This window comes from Candidatus Krumholzibacteriia bacterium (assembly GCA_035649275.1).
Lineage (GTDB): Bacteria > Krumholzibacteriota > Krumholzibacteriia.
In genome coordinates, this window is the sequence record DASRJW010000145.1 from 13,873 (window position 1) to 33,270 (window position 19,398).

20 protein-coding genes are annotated in these 19,398 nt (G+C 66.9%); 16 read left to right on the plus strand and 4 right to left on the minus strand.

Translation table 11 applies throughout. The annotated features are described in order from the left end of the window. The first annotated feature begins 53 nt into the window (after positions 1–53). The 15 genes from VFE28_16445 to VFE28_16515 all read left to right on the plus strand — a co-directional run bounded on the left by VFE28_16445 (position 54) and on the right by VFE28_16515 (position 12,603). Entirely contained in the window at positions 54–335 is a 282-nt protein-coding gene (locus VFE28_16445) for a hypothetical protein (GenBank protein ID HZM17585.1), read from the plus strand. A 12-nt stretch (positions 336–347) separates the two neighbouring features. Then, positions 348–1,226, plus strand: coding sequence for a Flp pilus assembly protein CpaB (gene cpaB / locus VFE28_16450; protein ID HZM17586.1), 879 nt, complete (start codon positions 348–350; stop codon positions 1,224–1,226). A gap of 110 nt (positions 1,227–1,336) precedes the next feature. Continuing rightward, positions 1,337–2,452 (plus strand): pilus assembly protein N-terminal domain-containing protein, encoded by a 1,116-nt coding sequence (locus tag VFE28_16455; GenBank protein HZM17587.1) that lies wholly within the window; start codon positions 1,337–1,339, stop codon positions 2,450–2,452. A 12-nt stretch (positions 2,453–2,464) separates the two neighbouring features. Next, positions 2,465–3,562, plus strand: a complete 1,098-nt coding sequence (locus VFE28_16460) for a pilus assembly protein TadG-related protein (GenBank protein HZM17588.1) — start codon at positions 2,465–2,467, stop codon at positions 3,560–3,562. A 10-nt stretch (positions 3,563–3,572) separates the two neighbouring features. Further along, positions 3,573–4,766 (plus strand): response regulator, encoded by a 1,194-nt coding sequence (locus tag VFE28_16465; GenBank protein ID HZM17589.1) that lies wholly within the window; start codon positions 3,573–3,575, stop codon positions 4,764–4,766. A gap of 21 nt (positions 4,767–4,787) precedes the next feature. Beyond that, a complete protein-coding gene (locus tag VFE28_16470) occupies positions 4,788–6,209 on the plus strand; it encodes a CpaF family protein (protein HZM17590.1) in 1,422 nt (473 codons plus the stop codon). Positions 6,210–6,214: 5 nt separating this feature from the next. Further along, positions 6,215–7,186, plus strand: coding sequence for a type II secretion system F family protein (locus VFE28_16475; protein ID HZM17591.1), 972 nt, complete (start codon positions 6,215–6,217; stop codon positions 7,184–7,186). 9 nt (positions 7,187–7,195) lie between these two features. Beyond that, positions 7,196–8,125 carry a type II secretion system F family protein gene (locus VFE28_16480; GenBank protein HZM17592.1) on the plus strand — a complete coding sequence of 310 codons (930 nt, stop codon included), beginning with the start codon at positions 7,196–7,198 and terminating at the stop codon, positions 8,123–8,125. 45 nt (positions 8,126–8,170) lie between these two features. Continuing rightward, positions 8,171–8,293, plus strand: a complete 123-nt coding sequence (locus VFE28_16485; protein ID HZM17593.1) for a hypothetical protein — start codon at positions 8,171–8,173, stop codon at positions 8,291–8,293. A gap of 62 nt (positions 8,294–8,355) precedes the next feature. Continuing rightward, complete coding sequence (locus VFE28_16490) at positions 8,356–8,886, plus strand: hypothetical protein (GenBank protein ID HZM17594.1); 531 nt, start codon at positions 8,356–8,358, stop codon at positions 8,884–8,886. Between the two features lie 148 nt (positions 8,887–9,034). Next, on the plus strand, positions 9,035–9,529 hold the full coding sequence (gene tpx / locus VFE28_16495) for a thiol peroxidase (GenBank protein ID HZM17595.1): 495 nt from the start codon (positions 9,035–9,037) through the stop codon (positions 9,527–9,529). A gap of 184 nt (positions 9,530–9,713) precedes the next feature. Further along, a complete protein-coding gene (locus VFE28_16500) occupies positions 9,714–10,151 on the plus strand; it encodes a Fur family transcriptional regulator (protein HZM17596.1) in 438 nt (145 codons plus the stop codon). A gap of 1 nt (position 10,152) precedes the next feature. Then, positions 10,153–10,572 carry a rubrerythrin family protein gene (locus VFE28_16505; protein HZM17597.1) on the plus strand — a complete coding sequence of 140 codons (420 nt, stop codon included), beginning with the start codon at positions 10,153–10,155 and terminating at the stop codon, positions 10,570–10,572. Between the two features lie 88 nt (positions 10,573–10,660). Beyond that, on the plus strand, positions 10,661–12,043 hold the full coding sequence (locus tag VFE28_16510; protein ID HZM17598.1) for a heterodisulfide reductase-related iron-sulfur binding cluster: 1,383 nt from the start codon (positions 10,661–10,663) through the stop codon (positions 12,041–12,043). Between the two features lie 2 nt (positions 12,044–12,045). Beyond that, positions 12,046–12,603, plus strand: a complete 558-nt coding sequence (locus VFE28_16515; protein HZM17599.1) for a DUF3501 family protein — start codon at positions 12,046–12,048, stop codon at positions 12,601–12,603. Positions 12,604–12,697: 94 nt separating this feature from the next. On the opposite strand, the gene VFE28_16520 is transcribed toward VFE28_16515, so the two are convergent. The 4 genes from VFE28_16520 to VFE28_16535 form a co-directional block, all read right to left on the minus strand. After that, positions 12,698–14,689: a tetratricopeptide repeat protein gene (locus tag VFE28_16520; protein HZM17600.1), complete on the minus strand. Its 1,992-nt coding sequence runs from the start codon at positions 14,687–14,689 to the stop codon at positions 12,698–12,700. 8 nt (positions 14,690–14,697) lie between these two features. Next, a complete protein-coding gene (gene lpdA / locus VFE28_16525) occupies positions 14,698–16,104 on the minus strand; it encodes a dihydrolipoyl dehydrogenase (GenBank protein HZM17601.1) in 1,407 nt (468 codons plus the stop codon). A gap of 234 nt (positions 16,105–16,338) precedes the next feature. Further along, complete coding sequence (locus VFE28_16530; GenBank protein ID HZM17602.1) at positions 16,339–17,547, minus strand: hypothetical protein; 1,209 nt, start codon at positions 17,545–17,547, stop codon at positions 16,339–16,341. A gap of 37 nt (positions 17,548–17,584) precedes the next feature. Beyond that, the gene (locus VFE28_16535) at positions 17,585–18,841 is read right to left on the minus strand and encodes a hypothetical protein (protein HZM17603.1); all 1,257 of its coding nucleotides are present in this window, start codon (positions 18,839–18,841) and stop codon (positions 17,585–17,587) included. A 166-nt stretch (positions 18,842–19,007) separates the two neighbouring features. Here VFE28_16535 and VFE28_16540 point away from each other — a divergent pair. Beyond that, a partial coding sequence (locus VFE28_16540) for a hypothetical protein (GenBank protein HZM17604.1) occupies positions 19,008–19,398 on the plus strand: 391 nt, incomplete at its 3' end.

Here is a 19,398-nt window from a genome sequence, read left to right on the forward strand (position 1 = left end):
TGCTGTTCGTCCTGGTGTTCGGAATCACCGAATTCGGACGGGCGTGGATGCAGATGAACCTCATGACGAGCGCGGCCCGCGAGGGTGCGCGGCTCGCGGTCGTCACAGCTCCCGATGTGGGGCGCGTGACCGCCCGGGTTCAAGAAGTGTGCGATGCCGGGAGGATCAACCCGACCCTCATCACGGTCAGCGGTCCGGACGCCACCGATCCGGACCGTCGTGTCACGGTCACGGTGGAGGCCAACTTCCAGGTCGTCACAGGGACGATCCTGAACACCTTCAGCGGGACGATCCCGCTGCGTGCGACTGCCACCATGCGGCACGAATCGTTCTGAGGAGAAGGAACCATGGATTCGAAGGGAATCGTCCTGCTCACCGTCTCGATCCTGCTTGCCGCAGGAGCCGGGTGGGCTGCGTACCAGTACCTGGAAAAAATGCCGGACCGGCAGCGCGCGGTCGAGACCGTGCCGGTCGTCGTGGCCTCCAAGGACCTGACGTTTGGCACCAAGCTCGAGCAAGAGCATCTGAACTTGGCGCAATTCCCCAAGGATGCGTTGCCGCGCGGCGCCTATGCCTCCCTGGACAGCGTCCTCGGCCAGACCTCGAAGGTGTTCCTCGTCACTGGTGAGCCGGTCCTGGCTTCGAAGCTCTCCTCCGTGGGTGGCGGGCTCTCGGTGCTGGTGCGGCCGTCGATGCGTGCCATCAGCGTCGAGGTGGACCAGGTCACCGGTGTGAGCGGCTTCGTCCTGCCCGGGGACCGCGTGGACATCCTGGTCACGGTGGAGAACGCCGGCGGCGCCAACGTCGCCGTCACCAAGACCGTGCTCCAGAACGCCGAGGTGCTCGCCGCCGGTGTCACCACCGATGAGAAGGGCAAGCGCCACATCACCACCCAGACCGTCACCCTCCTCGTCGATCCGACCGGCGCCGAGTCCGTGGCCCTGGGTCTGGCGCAGGGAGAGATCCACCTGGTGCTGCGCAACCCGGTGGATACGGAGGTCGTCAAGATCGAGGCGATGAACACGCGTACGGTCCTCGGCATGGCGGCGGAGAAGCAGGTGACGCGGCAGCGTCCGGCGGAGACGGTCAGGAAGCCCGAGGTGAAGCCCACCGTCGTGCCGCCGCCTGCGGCGCCGGCGCCGAAGCCGGACCCGTCGTTCACTGTCATCCGCGGCGGGAACATCAGCAAGCAGAACTCGCCGACGGGCGAGAAGCCCAATCCCTGAGGGGAAACCGGCGAACCCGAGGAAGAAAAGCAGTGAGTCCCCGGGGCCATCAGGCCCCGGGCCTCTGGTCGGAACTCTAAATGGTCAAGCTCTGCGGAATGGAGTCTGCAATGCGACGCCCCATTTTCTTCGTTCTCGTGGCGCTCGTGCTGGCCCTGGCCCCTGGGGCCGCCCTCGGCGCCCATCCCAAGATCCGGGTGACCGTGGGCCAGTCCGTGACACGGCAGCTCCCGCAGAACGTCAAGACCGTCTCCATCGCCGACACCAAGGTGGCCGACGTGATCGTTGCCGGCCCCAAAGAAGTGCTGCTGAACGGCAAGGACATCGGGCTCACCACGCTGGTCGTGTGGGACGAGTTCAACCGCTCACAAGTGTTCGACGTCATCGTCCAGGGCCCGTTCAGCGATCAGCAGATCGAGCTCAGGGTGAAGGTCGCAGAGATCAACCGCACCAAGGCCGCCGAGTTCGGTGTGGACCTCCTCGGCTACGGCGCCAAGGGCACGAACGATCCCAACGGCGACAAGGGTGTGTTGGGCAGCTACGGCGGCCAGGTGGACACGCCGAGCATCCCGCTCTCCATCTTCGGCACCGGCCTCGAGGGCGTGAGCAGCGCGGTCGAGGGTGTCAGCATGGCCTTCCGTTACCTCCGCGGCGATGACGAGCTGCAAGTGATGATGAAGGCCCTGATGGCCAACGGCGTGCTCAAGCTGCTGGCCGAGCCCAACGTCTGCGCCTCCAGCGGTCAGAACGCGAGCTTCCTCTCCGGTGGCGAGATCCCGGTGCCCATTGCCAGCGCCGGCAGCACCGGCGGTTCCACCGTGACCATCGAGTGGAAGGAGTTCGGGGTCAAGGTCGGCTTCCTGCCCACGATCGTGGACTCCGCGGTCATCAACCTCAAGGTCTCGCCCGAGGTCAGCAGCCTCGACTTCGGCAACGGCATCCAGCTCTCCGGCTTCCGGGTGCCGGCCCTGCGCACGCGCAAGGCCGAGACCACGGTCGAGCTCAAGGATGGCGAAGTCCTCGTCATCGGCGGCTTGATCATGGAAGAGGAAACGAAGGTCGTGAGCAAGATTCCCCTGCTCGGGCACCTGCCGCTGCTGGGCTGGTTCTTCACCGATTACAGCTCGGGCAAGCAGCAGACCGAGCTCCTGCTCGTCGTGTCGCCCAAGATCACCCGCGCCTACCCGGCCGGCTCGGCCATGCCGGATCTGCGGACGAAGGACTGAAAGGATCGCAGCATGCGTTCGCGTCGACTCCGCTCCCGCCAGAACCGCGGTAGCGCCCTCCTGATGGTGACCGTGGCGATCGCCGCGCTCATTTCCTTCGCCATCATCGCCATCGATGGGGCGGTGCTGATGACGACGAAGGGCCAGCTGCAGAAGGCCGCCGACGCCGCGGCGCTGGCCGGAGCCTCGGGGCTCCTGGCGGCGGACGAGGCCGAGGCCACCGATCGGGCCATCGCCTTCGCCGGCTTCAATCGGGCGGTGCAGGACTCGATGCGTGACGTCGTGATCACGCCGGACGATGTGTCCTTCCCCGAGGCCGACCACATCCGTGTGACGACCCACAGGACCGCGGCCACCGGGGACCCGCTGCGCACCTACTTCCGCCGGATCGTCGATCCCTTCAATTCCAACACCGCCGACGTCACCGCCGTGGCCGAGGCCTGGTGCTACGACGTGTGCGAAACCCCGTGCCTGAAGCCCTGGTCCATCCCGGATCGCTGGAACGACGTGAACGCCAACAACAAGTATGACGCTGGCGAGGCCTACGACCCCGACGTGACCGGATACAAGGCCCCCGGCGACATCGGCTTGTCCATCGTGCTCAAGGTGGGGAACCCGCAGCAGGCGATCGAGCGGGGGGTGTTCTTCCCCGTGTGCTACCCGCCCCTGGACTACCCCGGTGAGAAACCGCTCTCCGGTGGCGAGTGGTACCGGACCTGGATCTCCGAGTGCGAGCCGTACCTGGTCGGACCGGGCGACCGGCTGCAGACCGAGACGGGGAACAAGTCGGGCCCGACGCGCCAGGGGGTCACCGCGCTCCTCGCCCAGGATCCTGGGGCGCGCTGGAATGCGAGTTCGGGCACGGTGGTGAACTCCGCCTACGGGACCAGCCCGCGCATCGTGCTCGTGCCCTTCTTCGATCCCACCCGGCCCCCGACCTCGGGGGGAAGCTGGGTCCACGTCACGCGCGTGGGCGCCTTTTTCATCGAAGGGCAGAACGGTCAGGGTGACGTCGTCGGCCGCTTCATGAAGATCACCACCCAAGGGCTCCCTTGCCCGGGTGGCGGCAACGGTTCGTCGATGGTCAAAGGAATCGGTCTCATCGAATGAAGGAGCCGGGATGAGCTTGGACAGCCAGAAGCGTCCTCTCAAGCTGGTCCTGATCGACCGCGACGAGAAGACTGCGGCCATGATCAAGGAACACTTCGCGGACAAGGGCGTCCGGCTCGTCGGCGAGGCGGCGGACCTCAAGGCGGGGCTGCGCCAGGTGCGTGGCCTCCTCCCCGACCTGGTCCTCCTCGAGGTCCCGGCGGAAGCGGAGAAGGCCTTCGAGGCGGTGCAGCGCATCCGGGGCGAGCTGCCGGAGTGCGGCATCATCTTGAGCGCCGACCACGTCTCCTCCGACCTGATCCTCAACAGCATGCGGGCCGGGGCCCAGGAGTTCGTCAACCGCCCGGTCCAGGCGGCGGACCTGGACAAGGCGATCGAGCACCTGCGCAAGCTCATGGGACAGATCGTGCCCTCCGGCCGCCGCCGCAGCTGCACGGTGTCGCTCTTCTCCACCAAGGGCGGCTCGGGGGCGAGCATCGTCGCCACCAACCTGGCCGTCGCGCTGGCGCAGCGCCCCGGCACCCGGGTGGCCCTCGTGGACCTCAACTTCCAGATGGGCGATCTCAGCCTGATGATGGATCTCAAGCCCCGCTACAGCATCGCCGATCTGCACGGCAGCACCGGCATGGACGAGCGCGAGGTGCGCTCGCTGCTTTCGGCTCACAACTCCGGCGTCATGCTGCTCAACGCCACCGGCACCGCCGAGGACGGCCAGAAGGTGGATCGCAACCAGATGGTCGAGGTCTTCGGCATGCTGGGCACGATGTTCGACTTCGTGATCGTCGATGCCGATCGCCACCTCGACGAGCGCTCGCTCGAGGTGCTCGACCTCTCGGACCGGGTGCTCCTCGTGGCCACCCTGAGCCTGCCGGCGATCCGCAACGCCAAGCGCTACTTCGAGCTCTTCCGCCGGCTCGAGATGAACGAGCACAAGTTCGAAATGGTGGTGAACCGGTACAACAACAAGAAAAGCGGCTTGCGCATCCGCGATCTCGAAGGTGCCGTGGGCCTGCAGGTCTCCTGGTTGGTCCCCAACGATTACCAGGTGGCGAATCATTCCATCGACGCCGGCGTGCCGCTCATGATCGGGGCGCCGCGCAGCAAGCTCGCCAAGAGCTTCGAGGAGTATGCGGAGAAGCTGTCATCGGGGGTCGAGACCAGCAAGGAGACGGACGCCGTGCCCGCCCCGGCGCCCACGCACTGAGTCGGCTCATGGAGGAGCAACATGTCGCTGCGCGATAGCTTCCGACGGACCGCCCCGCCGCGCCCGGCGGCTTCCACCCCGGCGCCCGTGGTCGCGGAGACCGCCGCTGCCAAGCGTCCGGTGCCGGCCGCGCCCGCCGCCCCGTCCACTCCGGGCATGGGCCACGCCCTGGCGCGGCGCCACCAGTCGCTCAAGGCGCAGGTGCACCGCACCATGATCGAGCGGATCAACCTGGCCTCTCTCGAGACGGTGAGCCAGGACCAGCTGCGGGTGCAGGTGCGCGCCATCATCTCCTCTCTCATCGCCGAGGAAAACATCCCCTTGAGCGAGAGCCAGCGTAACGGGCTGGAGCAGGAGATCCTCAACGAGACCTTCGGCCTCGGTCCCATCGAGCCGTTCCTCCATGACCCGGATGTGGCGGACATCCTGGTGAACACGCACAAGGCCGTGTTCGTCGAGCGCTTCGGCAAGCTCGAGTCGACCGACGCTCGCTTCGACGACAACGACCACCTGATGAAGATCATCGACCGCATCGTCTCCCGGGTCGGCCGGCGCATCGACGAGTCCTCCCCCATGGTGGACGCGCGCCTCCCCGATGGCTCCCGCGTCAACGCCATCATTCCGCCCCTGGCGCTGGACGGGCCCATCCTCTCCATCCGTCGCTTCGGGACGCGGACGCTGCACATGGACAGCTTGGTGGCCATCGGCTCCATCACCAACGGCATGGCGGAGGTGCTCCAGGGCGCCATCCGGGCGCGCTTGAACATGCTCATCGTCGGCGGCACGGGTTCGGGGAAGACGACGTTGCTCAACGCGCTTTCCGCCTACATCCCGCCGGACGAGCGCATCGTCACCATCGAGGACGCCGCCGAGCTGCAGCTCCTGCAACCCCACGTGGTGCGCCTCGAGACCCGGCCGGCGAACATCGAGGGCAAGGGCCAGATCACCCAGCGCGACCTGGTGCGCAACTCCCTGCGTATGCGCCCCGACCGCATCATCGTGGGCGAGGTGCGCGGCGCCGAGGTTCTGGACATGCTCCAGGCCATGAACACGGGCCACGACGGTTCGCTGACCACGGTGCACGCCAACAGCGCCCGCGAGGCCCTGCACCGCTTGGAGACCCTGATGCTCCTCACCGGCGTCAACCTGCCGGCGCAGGCCATGCGCGAGCAGATCAGCGCCGCCCTCGACGTCGTGGTGAACGTGACGCGCATGGCCGACGGCACCCGGCGTGTGGTGGGCATCAGCGAGATCGTCGGCATGGAGCGCGAGGTCGTGGCCATGCAGGACATCTTCGTCTTCCGCAAGAGCGGCATCGCCGAAGACGGCAAGGTCATGGGCCAGTACGTCGCCACGGGCATCCGTCCCAAGTTCGCCGATCGCCTCGCGGTGAGCGGCGTCGCGCTCTCGGCCGACCTCTTCCGTGAAGGCCGGGTGATCTAGAGCGCATGAACACCAACCTGCTCGTCCTCAGCATCGGCATTTCCCTCGCCGTGGCCTGCGCCATGGCCGGGATCGCCCTCTTGGTGCGCTCCCTGGGCGTGCGCACGGCCCGCCAGCGCCTGCAAGAGGTCTCGGGCGACACGGTGATGGACTCGGACGTGGCGCCGGCCATCATGCGGGACATGAAGCTGAGCTCGGTGCCGCTGCTGAACGCGCTGCTCGAGCACCTCTCCTGGGCCCGGAGGCTCGACCTCCTCCTGGCGCAAAGCGACCTGACCATCCGCCTCAGCCAGTTCCTCATGATCATGCTGGGCTGTGCCCTCGGTGGCGGTCTCGTGGCGCTGCAGATCTCGCACTGGTGGTGGTCGAGCGTCCCGGCCGCCCTCTTCTGCGGCAGCATCCCGGTCATGGTGGTGGTGCACAAGAAGCGCCGCCGGCTGTCCCAGTTCGAGAAGCAGTTCCCCGACGCGCTGGACATCCTCACCGGGGCGCTCCGCGCCGGCCTCGCCTTCAGCGGCGCCATCCAGGTGGTCGCCGAGGAGTGCCCGAAGCCGGTGTCGAAGGAGTTCACCATCGTCTTCGAGGAGAATCGGCTGGGCCTCGACATGAAGGAAGCCCTGCGCAATCTCGCCGCGCGGGTGGACAGCGCCGAGCTCCGCATGTTCGTCACCGCCGTCATCCTGCAGCGCGAGACGGGTGGCAACCTCACGGAGATCCTGGAGGGGACGGCGCACATCATCCGCGAGCGCTTCCGCATCCTCGGCGAGGTGCGCGCCCTCACCGCTTCGCAGCGCTTCTCCGGGATGGTGCTCAGCATCCTGCCCCTGGCCATGGCCGGCCTCGTCTCGGTGATGGCACCGGAATACATGAGAACTTTGCTGCAGGATCCCGCCGGGAAGTACCTCATCGCCGGAGCGCTGACCTTGCAAATCGTGGGCTACCTGCTCATCCGCCGCATCGTTGCGATCAAGGTCTAGGAGGACGCGATGCTGATCATTGTCTCCGCACTCGTGGCGCTCGCGTTGCTCACCGGCGTGGGTGGGATCGTGCTCATGCGCGGCAACAAGCGGCAGCTCTCCCATCGTCTCAGTGAGGTGCGCACCACCAGCGACCGCCGCAAGATCATCCCTGACGAGATCCTGCAGCAGCGGGCGCCGTTTCTCGGGCGTCTGATCGGCGTCTTCGGCTGGCTCCTGCCCATGCAGGTGACCAGCGAGACCTTGCGCTGGGAGCTCGCCCAGGCCGGCTACCGCTCCCTGGACGCGCCGGGGATCTACGTCGGCTTCCGGGTGCTGTGCACCGCGGCCGTCGGTATCGCCTCCTTCATGGTGACGACGTCCCTCGGGCGGCCGCAGAGCGAGATCCTCATGCTCACCTTCCTCGGCATCGTCATCGGCTTCATGGCGCCGATGATGTTCCTGCGCTGGAAGCAGGGGCAGCGGCGCCAAGAGATCACGCTGGCACTCCCGGACGCCCTGGATCTCATGGTGATCTGCGTCGAGGCAGGCCTGGGGCTGAACGCGGCCATCCTCAACGTCGGCAAGGAGGTCCGCTTGAACTCGGTGGCTCTGTCCGAGGAGCTGCGCATGGTCAACAGCGAGATGCGCGCCGGCATCAGCCGCCTCGAGGCCTTGCGCAATCTCGCGATTCGCACGGGAGTGGACGAAGTCCGCGCGCTGGTCGCCGTCCTCATCCAGAGCGACCGTTTCGGCACCAGCATCGGCCAGGCGCTCCGAACCCACGCCCTCTCGCTGCGCACCAGGCGGCGGCAACGCGCCGAGGAAGCAGCGCGGAAAACCCCAGTGAAGATGGTTTTCCCCCTGGTCTTTTGCATTTTCCCCGAGCTGCTGGTGGTCATCCTGGCACCCGGCATGCTCCAGTTGTTCCGGGCCCTTCTGGACATGGCCAAGGGTTGAGGACCCGCAGGCCACCGAGGGAAACACCACGGAGGTTTGTGGAACATGTCGATCGATCTGGTCCTTGTCGTCGTCGCTGTCATCATCGGCCTTTCTTACTTCGCGGTGCGCAGCAACCGGAAGCAGCGCGAGCTGAAAGCGCAGGCACGGCGCGGCGCCACGAAGTAACCCTTGCGCTAGGCAGACGGGCCGGAAGACTCGCCTCTTTCGGCCCGCCCTTTCTTCAGGTCATGTTGCGCTTCGCCTTCACCCGCTTCCTTCGCCCCGCCGGTGCTCTCTGCCTGGCCGTGGCGCTCCTCGTTCCCAGTCCGGCTCCGGCCCAGGACAACGCCACCACGGTGAAGTCGCTCCGCGGTCTCCAGGGCGTGCACGTCGCCATGGCCGCCGTTTCTCCCGAGCTCAAGGCCAAGGGCGTCACCACCGACGTCCTCTTCGCCGCCGTCGTCCTGCAGCTGCGCCAGGCGCAGATCCCGATCCTGGACGAGATGCCGAAGCCCCCGCCGGATGGCCCGGAGCTGCACATCGAACTCCTCGCCAACGTCGATCCCACCTTCGACCAGTGCTCGTTCAGCTTCCGCTTGGAGCTCCGACAAATCGCGCGTCTCGAGCGCGATCCCAAGGCTGCTCCGCTCCGCGTCGTGACCTGGAGCATCGGCGGCATCGGCGAGGCCAGCAACAATTGGCGCCAGGTGCTGCGGGAGGAGCTGGATTACTACTTGGGACGTTTCACCGCCGCCTACCGCACCGCCAACCCGCTCTGACGCGTTCGGTCCACCCCGCTTCCCTCGCGCGCGCCCAGGTGCTAACCTGAACCGCCCTTGAGCCAGCCCGAAGCCCGGCGAGCTGCCGCACGGCACGCTCCGCGGCACGTCGCTGCGCGGCAAGGATTTCAGTCACAGGAGGCATCGCATGGCCCGCATCACCCTGAAGGGCAACCCGATCCACACGAGCGGCGAGCTGCCGGCGATCGGGAGCCAGGCAAAGGAATTCGACCTGGTCAAGCAGGACCTCTCCACGGCGACGCTGGCGTCCTTCTCCGGCAAGAAGAAGGTCCTCAATATCTACGTCAGCGTCGACACGTCCATCTGTGCCACCTCGGTGAAGAAGTTCTTCGAGCGCGCCAGAACCAAGCCGAACCTCGTGGTCCTCAACATCTCGGCGGATCTGCCCTTCGCGGCGAAGCGCTTCTGCGGCAGCGAGGGCGTCGAGAACGCCATCACGCTCTCGACTTTCCGCTCCCGCTTCGCCGACGATTATGGGCTCAAGATCACCGACGGGCCTCTTACGGGTCTGTGCTCCCGCGCCATCGTCGTCCTCGACGAGAACAACCGCGTGCTGCACACCGAGCAGGTGCCCGAGATCGGCCAGGAACCCGATTACGACCGGGCCTTGGCCAAGGTGTGAATCGGGGCTTCTTCCCGGGACGGAGCTCCCCGAGAAAAGCCCGAACCCTGACATCCCCGGGGACCACCGTCCCCGGCCTCAGGGCCTCACCAGTCCCCAGGACCCTAGAAAGGTGCTCCAGGGGGGTTGACAGGGCGGCCGCCTGGCATATACTCCGGAAAAGTTCCTTGGAGGGAATTCTTCCGTGACAGTCCCCAACCGAAACCCCACGACGTTGCTGGCCGAACGGCTCCGCGAGGCCGGCCTGCGGGCGACGGGGTCACGCGTCGCCATCCTCGAGGCGCTGGAAACCGATCGCCGGCACCCGACGGCGGAGATGGTGCACGAGTCCCTGAAGGAGAAGTTTCCCTCTCTTTCCCTGTCCACGGTGTACGCCACGATCGATTCCCTGCTGGAGCGCGGACTGATCCGCCAGGTCTCGGGAAGGTCGGGGCGTCTGCGCGTGGATGGCACACCGCTCGACCACGACCATGCCGTATGCCGAGGTTGCGGTCGGGTGTTCGACATCGATCCGCATGTGATCGACAGGCCCGCGAAGCCCGCGGAACTGCCCGAAGGGCTGCGGGTGACGAACCTGTACATCGAGTACGAGGTCATTTGCCGCGAATGTGGAGGAGAATGAAATGGCGCAGCTGAAGGGTACGAAGACGCACGAGAATCTCAAGGCGGCGTTCGCCGGCGAATCCCAAGCGAACCGCCGCTACCTCTACTTCGCCAAGGTCGCCGACGTCGAGGGTTATCCGGAGGTCGCCGGCAACTTCCGCGAAACCGCCGAGGGCGAGACCGGGCACGCCCATGGCCACATGGACTACCTGAAGCAGGTGGGCGACCCGGCGACGAATCTGCCCTTCGGCGACACCTCGCTGAACTTGAAGTCCGCCATCACCGGGGAGACGCACGAGTACACCGAGATGTACCCCGGGATGGCCAAGACGGCTCGTTCCGAAGGTTTTGCGGAAATCGCCGACTGGTTCGAGACCCTCGCCAAGGCCGAGAAGTCCCACGCCGGCCGCTTCGAGAAGATGCTCAAGAGCATCGGCTGAGACACACCTGTTCCCGGACGGGCCGCGAGCGGCGGCGCTCGCCACGCCGCCGCTCGCCCGTCCGCGGCTTCCGAAACGCTGGGACTCTGTGGACGACAAGCCCGTCTCCTATCAGCCCACGGCCGGCCTCACCTACGACCCGGCGGAGCCCAAGTACTGGGATGCCGCGGCGCTCGATGCCGAGGTCAAGCGCACCTTCGAGATCTGTCACGGCTGCCGGCTGTGCTTCAAGTTCTGTGACTCCTTCCCTACCCTCTTCGCGCTCCTCGATGGGCCGCTCGGCGGCGACATCCGGCGCCTCGACGCGAAGCAGACCGGCGCCGTGATGGATGGGTGCTTCCAGTGCAAGCTCTGCGAGGTGCAGTGCCCCTACACCGTGCGCGACGGGCACGAATACCAGCTCGACTTCCCGCGCCTGGTGCACCGCTGGCAAGCGCAGCGGACCCGTGCCCGGGGTGTGCCGTTCGCCCAGCGCTTGCTCGGTGCTCCCGATACAGCCGGAGCTTTGGCGCGCGCCAGCCTCGGCCTCGCCAACCTGGCGAACACACTGGCCCCAGCGCGCTGGCTGCTGGAGAAGCTCCTCGGCGTGCACCGCCGCAAGCTCCTGCCGCGCTTCGCCCGCCGCAGCTTCGAGTCCTGGGCAGTGAGCCAGGGCCTCGTCCACGCCGCGGCAGGGGGCGAGGCCGTTCTCTTCCAGACCTGCTACGTGCAGCACAACCTGCCCGAGCTCGGGCGGGACAGCATCGAAGTCTTGCAGCGGAATCAGGTGGATGTGCGTTGCGCGCGGGGCTTGCGTTGCTGCGGCATGCCGGCATGGGAGCACGGCGACCGCAAGAGCCTCCTGGCGCAAGCCCGACACAACTTGGATCTCCTCCTGCCCTTCGTCGATCGAGGCGCCAAGGTCCTCGTCTTGAATCCCACCTGCTCCATGATGCTGCGTCGCGAATACCCGGAATTGGTGGACGCCCCGGACCGCGAGCGGGCCCGGCGACTTGCTGGAGCCGTGCGTGACGTGAGCGAGTTCGTCTGGTCCTTGCGTGAGGAAGCGCGCTTCCGCACCGACTTCAAGAGCTCCCCGGGCAGCTCTTTCGTCTACCACGCGCCCTGCCACTTGCGAGCTCAGGGCATCGGCTTCAAGGGTCGCGACTTGCTGAGGAAGATCCCCGGCGTCGCTCCCGCCACCACCACCGAGTGCTGCGGCCACGACGGCACCTGGGCCATGACCACGCGGGGCTTCGAGGCCTCGCAGCGCCACGGCAAGAAAGCCCTGGATGCGGTGCGTGAGCACGCGGCGCCGCTCTGCGTCACCGATTGTCCGCTCGCGGCATTGCAGTTCGAGCAGCACACGGGCAGGCAGGCGCTGCACCCGATGACGGTGCTCGCCCGGGCCTACCGGGAAGACGGCTTCCCGCTTCCCGTCGCCGCGACGGCGGCGAGCGACGGCGGGCCGCCCGCCCCGGCCAAGGAGTGACGATGGCGAGACCGTTGAGCCGCGACGAGATCGCGGACTACGAGACCTACAAGGAGCGTCGCGACGCGGAGCGCCAGCGCGTGCTCGCGGTGAAGGCGCCACGCCGAGTGCACTGCGGCGAGTACCTCACCTTCCTGTTCGAGAACACCGAGACCATGCGCTACCAGGTGCAGGAGATGCTGCTGGCCGAGCGCATCGTCAAGGAAGCGGCCATCCAGCACGAGATCGACACCTACAATGGCATCCTCGGCGGCCCTGGCGAGCTGGGTTGCTCGCTCCTCATCGAGATCGACGACCCCGGATTGCGCGCCGAGAAGCTGCGGCAGTGGCTCGATCTGCCGCGACATCTCTACCTGCGTCTCGACGATGGGAGCCGCGTGGCGGCCACCTACGACCCCGGACAGGTGGGCGAGGATCGGCTGAGCGCGGTGCAATACCTCAAGTTCGACACCGGCGGCCGCACCCCCGTCGCCGTCGGCTGCGACCTCCCTGCTCTCACCTGCGAAACCCAGCTGACCTCCACGCAGCGCCAGGCGCTCAGCGAAGACCTGCGCGGCTGAAGCCCGCCCGGCCCCAGTTCCTCCTCGCTCAGCCCCTGACCGGCCTCTCGCCCCTTGGCCACCTCTCGCTCAGGGGCTGGAGGCGGAGGTGCGGCTACTTCTGCAGGTGTTCGCGCGCCGCAGCATGCGACGGTGCGAGCTGCAGCGTGCGCTCCCAGGCGGACCGGGCCTCGGCGAGGCGTCCGAGCGCCTCCAGCGCCAGCCCCATCGAGTAATACGTTTCGGCATCTTGCTGCATGCGCGCCGCCGTTTGCAGATCCACCAGCGCCTCGCCCGGACGTTCGAGTCGAAGCCGCACCTTACCGCGGGCGCTGAAACCTTCCCAGCGTTGGGGCCAGCGGGCGATGAGCTGATCGAGCTGCTTCTCCGAGGCCTCCAGGTTCCCCTCCTGGCGGTCGCAGTTGGCGACGTTGTAGCGGACGAAGTACTCGTCCATGCCGAGCTCGAGGGTGCGGCGAAAGGCGACGCACGCGGCGGCAATGTTGTTCCGCTTCAGCTCTTCCATCCCCAGGTTGTTGAAGTAGCGCGGATTCGCCGGGTTGGCCTGGGTGGCGCGCAACCAGGCGGCGCACCCGGCCTCGAGGTCGCGCCCACGGTAGTAGATGCCAAGCGTTTCGTTGGCGTAGCCGCGGGCGAATCTGTTGAACGTGCCGGGCGGCTCCTGGAGCACCTCGAGCCGCTGGGCCGAGCGCTTGGCATGCAGTCCCACCGCGAGCCAACCCACCAGCATGACCAGGGCGAGAACGAGAGCGCGGCCGACCGTCGCGGTGGGCGCAGTGGACGCCACGTGCACCGCCAGCAGGACCGCAGGGAGCAAGAGCGGCACGAAGAGATCCCAATCCCGCGCCCCGCCGATCCGGGGTTCGACGAGCAACGCCACGGCGAGCGTGCCGACGAGAAGGGCTGCGACAGAGTTCCAGAAGGCTCGGGGCATGAGCAGCGCGCCGGCGTCTGCTGTCGTCCTCACCGCCTTCCGAGGCGCGCGTTGTCGGTTCTCCCCCGCTTGTGTTCTCCCCTCGGCGGCAGCTGCCGACCTCGATGGCCCCGACAAGGCGCCGCCGAGGAGAACGAACACAGGCGCCAGTAAGAGCAGCAACTCGTTGAGCAGATCGATGCCATGGCGGCTGGAGAAAACCCAGCGGAAGGACTCCCCGCCCAACCCGGAGCCACCGAGCACGTCGCGCAGGAGACGGGTGGGGGAGCTGCCCACGGCGCCCGCGGTGGCGGCGGCGATTCCCAGCGCGAGGACAACGGCAGCGAGACCCGCCAGCAATCCCGCCGGGACTCCGGATGGCCCGACCCTCGATGCTGTTTTCGTCAGCGCTCTGGCAGGTGCGCCGCTGCGTCCCAGCGCCAGGACGACGAGCGCCGGCGCCCAGGCGATCGCCGTCAGATGCGTCGCCATCGCGAGGCCGAGCACGAGGGACGGGACGACGAGTGGAAGGCGTCGCAGCGCAGCTCGAGCAAGCGTCAGCACGAAGGCCACTTCGACGACGAGCAAGAGCGGGTAGCTCTCGGCGTAACCGAAGTAAAGCAACAGCACCGGGTGCAGGAGGAGCAAGAGCCAGGCGAGGCCACGTGACGCTGCATCCTTCCACAAGGCGCGGCAAAGAAGAGCGGTGACGAGGAGGTAGACCGGTCCCAGGGCGAGAGAGAAGGCACCCGCCGCCGTCCCGGGGTGCGCTGGCGCCCATGCCTTGGCGAGGAGACGGGTGAGCGTGGCTGCCAGCGGCTCGAAATGATGGAACGGTTTGCCTTCGTCGATGGCGTTCACCCAGACCATGCCGTCGCCGAGGAACTGGTACTCGAGCCGCGCCAGGTAGAAGACGGGAGCGCTGGCGAGCGCCACGACGGCGAGCACGGGGAGGCGCGAGAGTCGCGCACCGATCCAGCCGGCGCTTTGGCCAGCCCGCCGCGCCACGCCGGGGACAAGGAAGAGCGCGAGGACGATCGCCGCCGCGAGCCAGAGAGGGCGAGGCAGGAAAGCGAAAGAATGGACGCCCCAGGGACGCGGATCCGCGTGCACTCCCGCCAGCACGATGGCAAGGGCGAGCGCCGCGTAGAGCAGGACGCCGACGCCGGGCACGGGTCCGCCTAGAGGTGAATGGCGCTGCCAAAGACGCCCTCGGCAGCTTCCTTGATTCCTTCGGCCACCGTCGGATGGGCGTGGACGGTGGCGATGAACTCGTCCACCGTCGCCTCGCTGGTGAGGGCGATGCACGCTTCGGCGATGAGATCCGTGGCGTGCGGGCCGACGATGTGCACCCCCAGCAACTCGTGATGCTTGGCGTCGGCGACGAATTTCACCATCCCGTATCTCTCGCCGAGGATCATGACTTTGCCGAGGACCGGGAGCGGGAACTTGCCGACCTTGACGTCGTGGCCGCGCTTGCGTGCTTCGGCCTCGGTGAGCCCCACGCTCGCCACCTCGGGATCGCAGAAGGTGCAGTTCGGCATGTGGTCGTAGTCGAGCGGGCGCACCTCGTGGCCGGCGGCGTGCTCCACGGCGAGAATCGCCTCGCTGGAGGCGGTGTGCGCATAGGCCGGCGTCGGCACCAGGTCGCCGATGGCATAGATGCCCGGGACATTGGTGCGCATGAATGGGTCCACTTTGACGAAGCCGCGCTCGGTCTGCACGCCCGCCGCGTCGAGGCCGAGGCCTTCGATCAGCGGGCTGCGCCCCACGGACACCAGGAGCTTCTCCGCCTCGAAGGTGAGAGCCTCCCCTGCGGTGCTCTTGGCCTGGACGCGCACACCGGTCTTCGTCTTCTCCACGCTTTCGAACTTCGTCGCGGTGTGGATCTTCATCTGCCGGCGGAGCGCCCGCTCGAGCTCCTTGGAGCTGTCCACGTCTTCCAACGGCAGGATGCGCTCCAGGATCTCCAGCAAGGTGATCTTGCTGCCGAAGCGGGCGAACGCCGAGGCGAACTCGACACCCACGGCGCCGGCGCCGAGGACGACCATCGACTCGGGCACGGCGGTGAGCTCCAGGACGTGATCGCTGTTGATGACCCGCTCGCCGTCCACGGTGAGGCCCGGCAGTGAGCGCGGCACCGAGCCCGTGGCCAACACGATGTGGCGAGCCCCGAGCTGCACCGTGGTGCCGTCGGGCTTCTTGACCTCCACGCGGTCACGCCCCACCAGGCGGCCGAAGCCGCGGAAAGTTTCGACCTTGTTCTTCTTCAGGAGTCCTTCCACGCCCTGGGCGAGCTTCTTGACCACGCCGCTCTTGCGGCTCTGCACCTTGGCGAAGTCGAGACGCACGTTCTCGGCGATGACGCCGTACTCGAGAGCGTTCAGCGTCTGGGCGAACACGGCAGCGTCGTGGAGGAACGATTTGGCGGGGATGCAACCACGGTGCAGACAGGTGCCGCCGAAGAACGGATCCTTCTCCACCAGGGCGGTGCGGAGCCCGAGCTGGCCGGCGCGGATCGCGCCCACGTAGCCGCCGGGGCCGCTGCCGATGATCACCACATCGTAGGTCGTATTGGGGCTCGCCACTTCGCTCTCCTCGCTGGCGCACCGGCGCGCCTGTGTCCATCCTAGGAACACCGGCGCATCACCGGGCCGACTGGAACTCGCCTGCCAAGCGCTCGGGAAGCTAACAGACCAATCCGGGAGGGTCAATCACCGCAGCCGGTCCGTGGTGGCGTAGCGTCGTCGTCCGCAGCGCGACCGTCGCGGCGTGCTGCGTCCGCCGCCGCAGCCGGCACACGATTCCACCGCACGCTAGGGTCAGGGGTGCACGGTGAAGTCGAGAGCGAAGAAGAGATTCGAAATCGGTAAGGTTTCGCGCACTGCGGCCCGGAGGTCGACGTTGCGCCACACGTAGCTCACGCCCCAGGCGAAATTCTCGCTGAGGGTGGAAGACGTGGAGACACGCTCCTGTAGGCTCTGACCGTCGCTGCTCAGCCTGGTTTCGTGCCGTTCGAGCTGGCTGTAGCCGATCTCCACCCCGGCCTGCCCCCAGAGGTCCTGCCACAATTGCTGCCTCAAGGCGACGGAAAGAATGCCATCCTCGTCCGTCACCGTCGACTGGTTCCGCGCCGATGAGTTCCGCTGCCCGTCTTCGAGATGCTGCCAGTGAGCGGTGAAGGCTATCCAGTCGATCCGGCCGGCTGGGAAGGAAACGGAGAGCCCGGCGAACCAGCTTTCCAGCTCGTGCTCTAGCAAGACGGTGCTGAGCCGGCTCGCTATGTATTCGAGGCCATCGTAGTTGTCTTCGACCCGATGCCAACTCCCGGCCCCGACCACCTCCACGCCGCCCCCGAGATGCCAGCGAAGGCGCGCGACACCGCCCAGCCCCAGGTCCTCGGTGGACTCGAGATGCACCAGCGTGGTGTCTGCAGGTGGCCGCCCGTAGTCGAGATGAAGGTAAGTGAGCTCGGCCTGGATCGACGTCACGTCCACGGCAAGATCCACTTCCGCATTCTTCCCGCCGAGACCGAGACCGAAGGAGCCCTCCCACAAGGTGCGCTCGGTGCCATCGAAGTCCACCGTGAGCTGGTTGCCATAGAAAGGGTCCTGGGACGTGTAGAGAGATCCGGCCTCGTCATGTGTGCGAGCCGCGCGTCCGGCCACCCCTAGACGCAATCCACGCCAGCTAGCGCCCCAGCCCCCTTGGAGGAGGGAAGATCCAAAGAGCGTTCCCTGCTGTGAGAGCAGAAAGAAACCATGGCTCCCCCAATTGCCGGCGACGCCCAGGGCCTCCCGGGACCCCAAGCCGAAGGCGAAAAGGCGGGTGTTCGTCACGCCCGCCCGCTGCGGGAACTGGAAGAGCAGCGCCTCTTCGTCCACGTACTCAGGAAGCGTGCTCAGACTGGAAGAGAAGGCGGTGATGGGAAACTCGCCGGCCCCGGCGTCCGTCGCTGCGTAGGCAAGAGCCCCTGTCATCCAACCCGCGACCCTGCTCGCGAGGCGCCGGGCGCCGGGGCTTTGCCACATGTCCTTCTCCTCTGCAACGACAGCGGTACAGTCCGTTTCACGGATGCACGAACACGTCCAGGGACAGGAAGAGGTTGGTCAGGTCGAAAGTCTCGCTCACGGCGGCGCGGGTGTCGAAATACCGCCACGAGTAGGAAACCCCCCAGGCGAAGTCCCCGCTGAGGGACTGCTGCCCGTTGCGGGTGAGTCGGTCGCGATCCGTGGTGAGCTCTCGGAACTCGGATCCGGTCTTCACCCAGTACATCGCGATTCCAGCCTGCCCCCAGAGTTGCCGCCAAAGCCGTTGGCGGAGAGCGAAAGCCAGGGAGGCACGGTCACGCTCTTCCTTGCCGAGATCCGTGTTGCTGAAGTAGAGCGAGCCCGGGATCTCTCGGTGCTCCCAATAGCCGGAAACGAAGAATGCGTCCAGCCCGCCGGCGGGGAAGGAGACCATCGCACCGGCTGACCAGCTCTTCAGAGAGAGCAAGTGGGTGAAAAGGGTGTCGTCGCCGGCAAGGCTTCCCTGCCGATCGACCTCGAGCTCACCCCAGCTGCCAGCAGCGACGAACTCCACGGAGTCGCCGAGTCTGGCGTGAAGACGTCCGGAGATCTGCGTGGAGAGATCGTCGTCGGTTTCCCAATGCACCGCCAGAGTATCGGAGCTGAGAACCTGGATCTCCGCCGCTTCCTCGGGGCGCTGCAAGTCAACGGCGACATCGAAGCCGAGGCCCTCGCTGCCAACACCGATGCCGATCGAGCCCTCCCAGATCTCGTTCGTCGTGGAGCTGGCGTACAGGTAGTCGTAGGCCTGTCCGTTCGACACGCTTCTCTCGATGGTCGAATTCTCTGATTCGATGTGGTCGTTGCGTGCCGCGATGCCGGCGCGCAACCATCGCCACGACGCCCCCCAGCCGACCTGGATCAGGGTGCTCTGGGCGAAATGGACGGAAGGTTGCGCCAGAAGGAACAGGCTCTGCCCATGCGTGTGTCCGAGGACCCCGAGGGTCGGCCCTTGGGAGTAGGGGAAGAGATCGTAGGTAATGCCTCGCCCCGACGTGAAGTAGTAAGGAGTGTAGAAATTGTTGACGGCGAACACCTGGCTCCCGGCCAGGCCGGCGCGCTGTGGCAACTGAAAGAGGAGGCTCGTTTCGTCCACCAGCTCCGGCGCCAGGCGCAGGCTGGTCGAGAACGCGGTGACGGGATAGCCGCCCGTGCGTCCGGCCGCCGGGAAGAGGAGGAGGAGGCCGAGGCAGAGACCGATTCTCCGACGGAGCCTGTGGTGTCCACGGGCTGACCACGAGGCCCGAGCGCGCATCGCGTCCTTTCTTCGCCTCAGGTAACGGTGACGTCATTATAGCTTCAGTGCCAGGCGGGATCCAGTGAGTAGGTCGGTCTGTTGACTGCATTGCCGCATCGCCGGGCTTGCCGTCGGGCGTGGGGGCGCCTAATCTCGTGGCCGGTACGACATGAAAGGGAATCCCATGGCGGATTTGCTGGTGACGCTGCACAGTCAGCAAGGTCTCGACGAACGCGGGCGCTTCCAATCGCACCAGTGGGCGGAAATCCCCGACGATCTCTCCGTTCTCTACATGACCGGTGGCTTGAAGCGGGTGCGGCGCATGGTCGAAGGTCATTCTCGTTTCACCGATTACGTCCCGGACACGGCACGCTGGGTACGCGCCGTCTGGCACCGCGGCCAAGCCGCATTGCTCCTGCGCCGGCTCGGAATCCCGCTGCTGCGCTTCGACCGCCTGCGCCAATCGGGCACGGTGGACGCCTACCGCGGCCACCTCGACGTCCTCGGCGGCACCCTCCTGGCGCGTGATGCGATCACGTCGCCCATGCCCTGGCCAGACGACCTGCCCTGGGCGG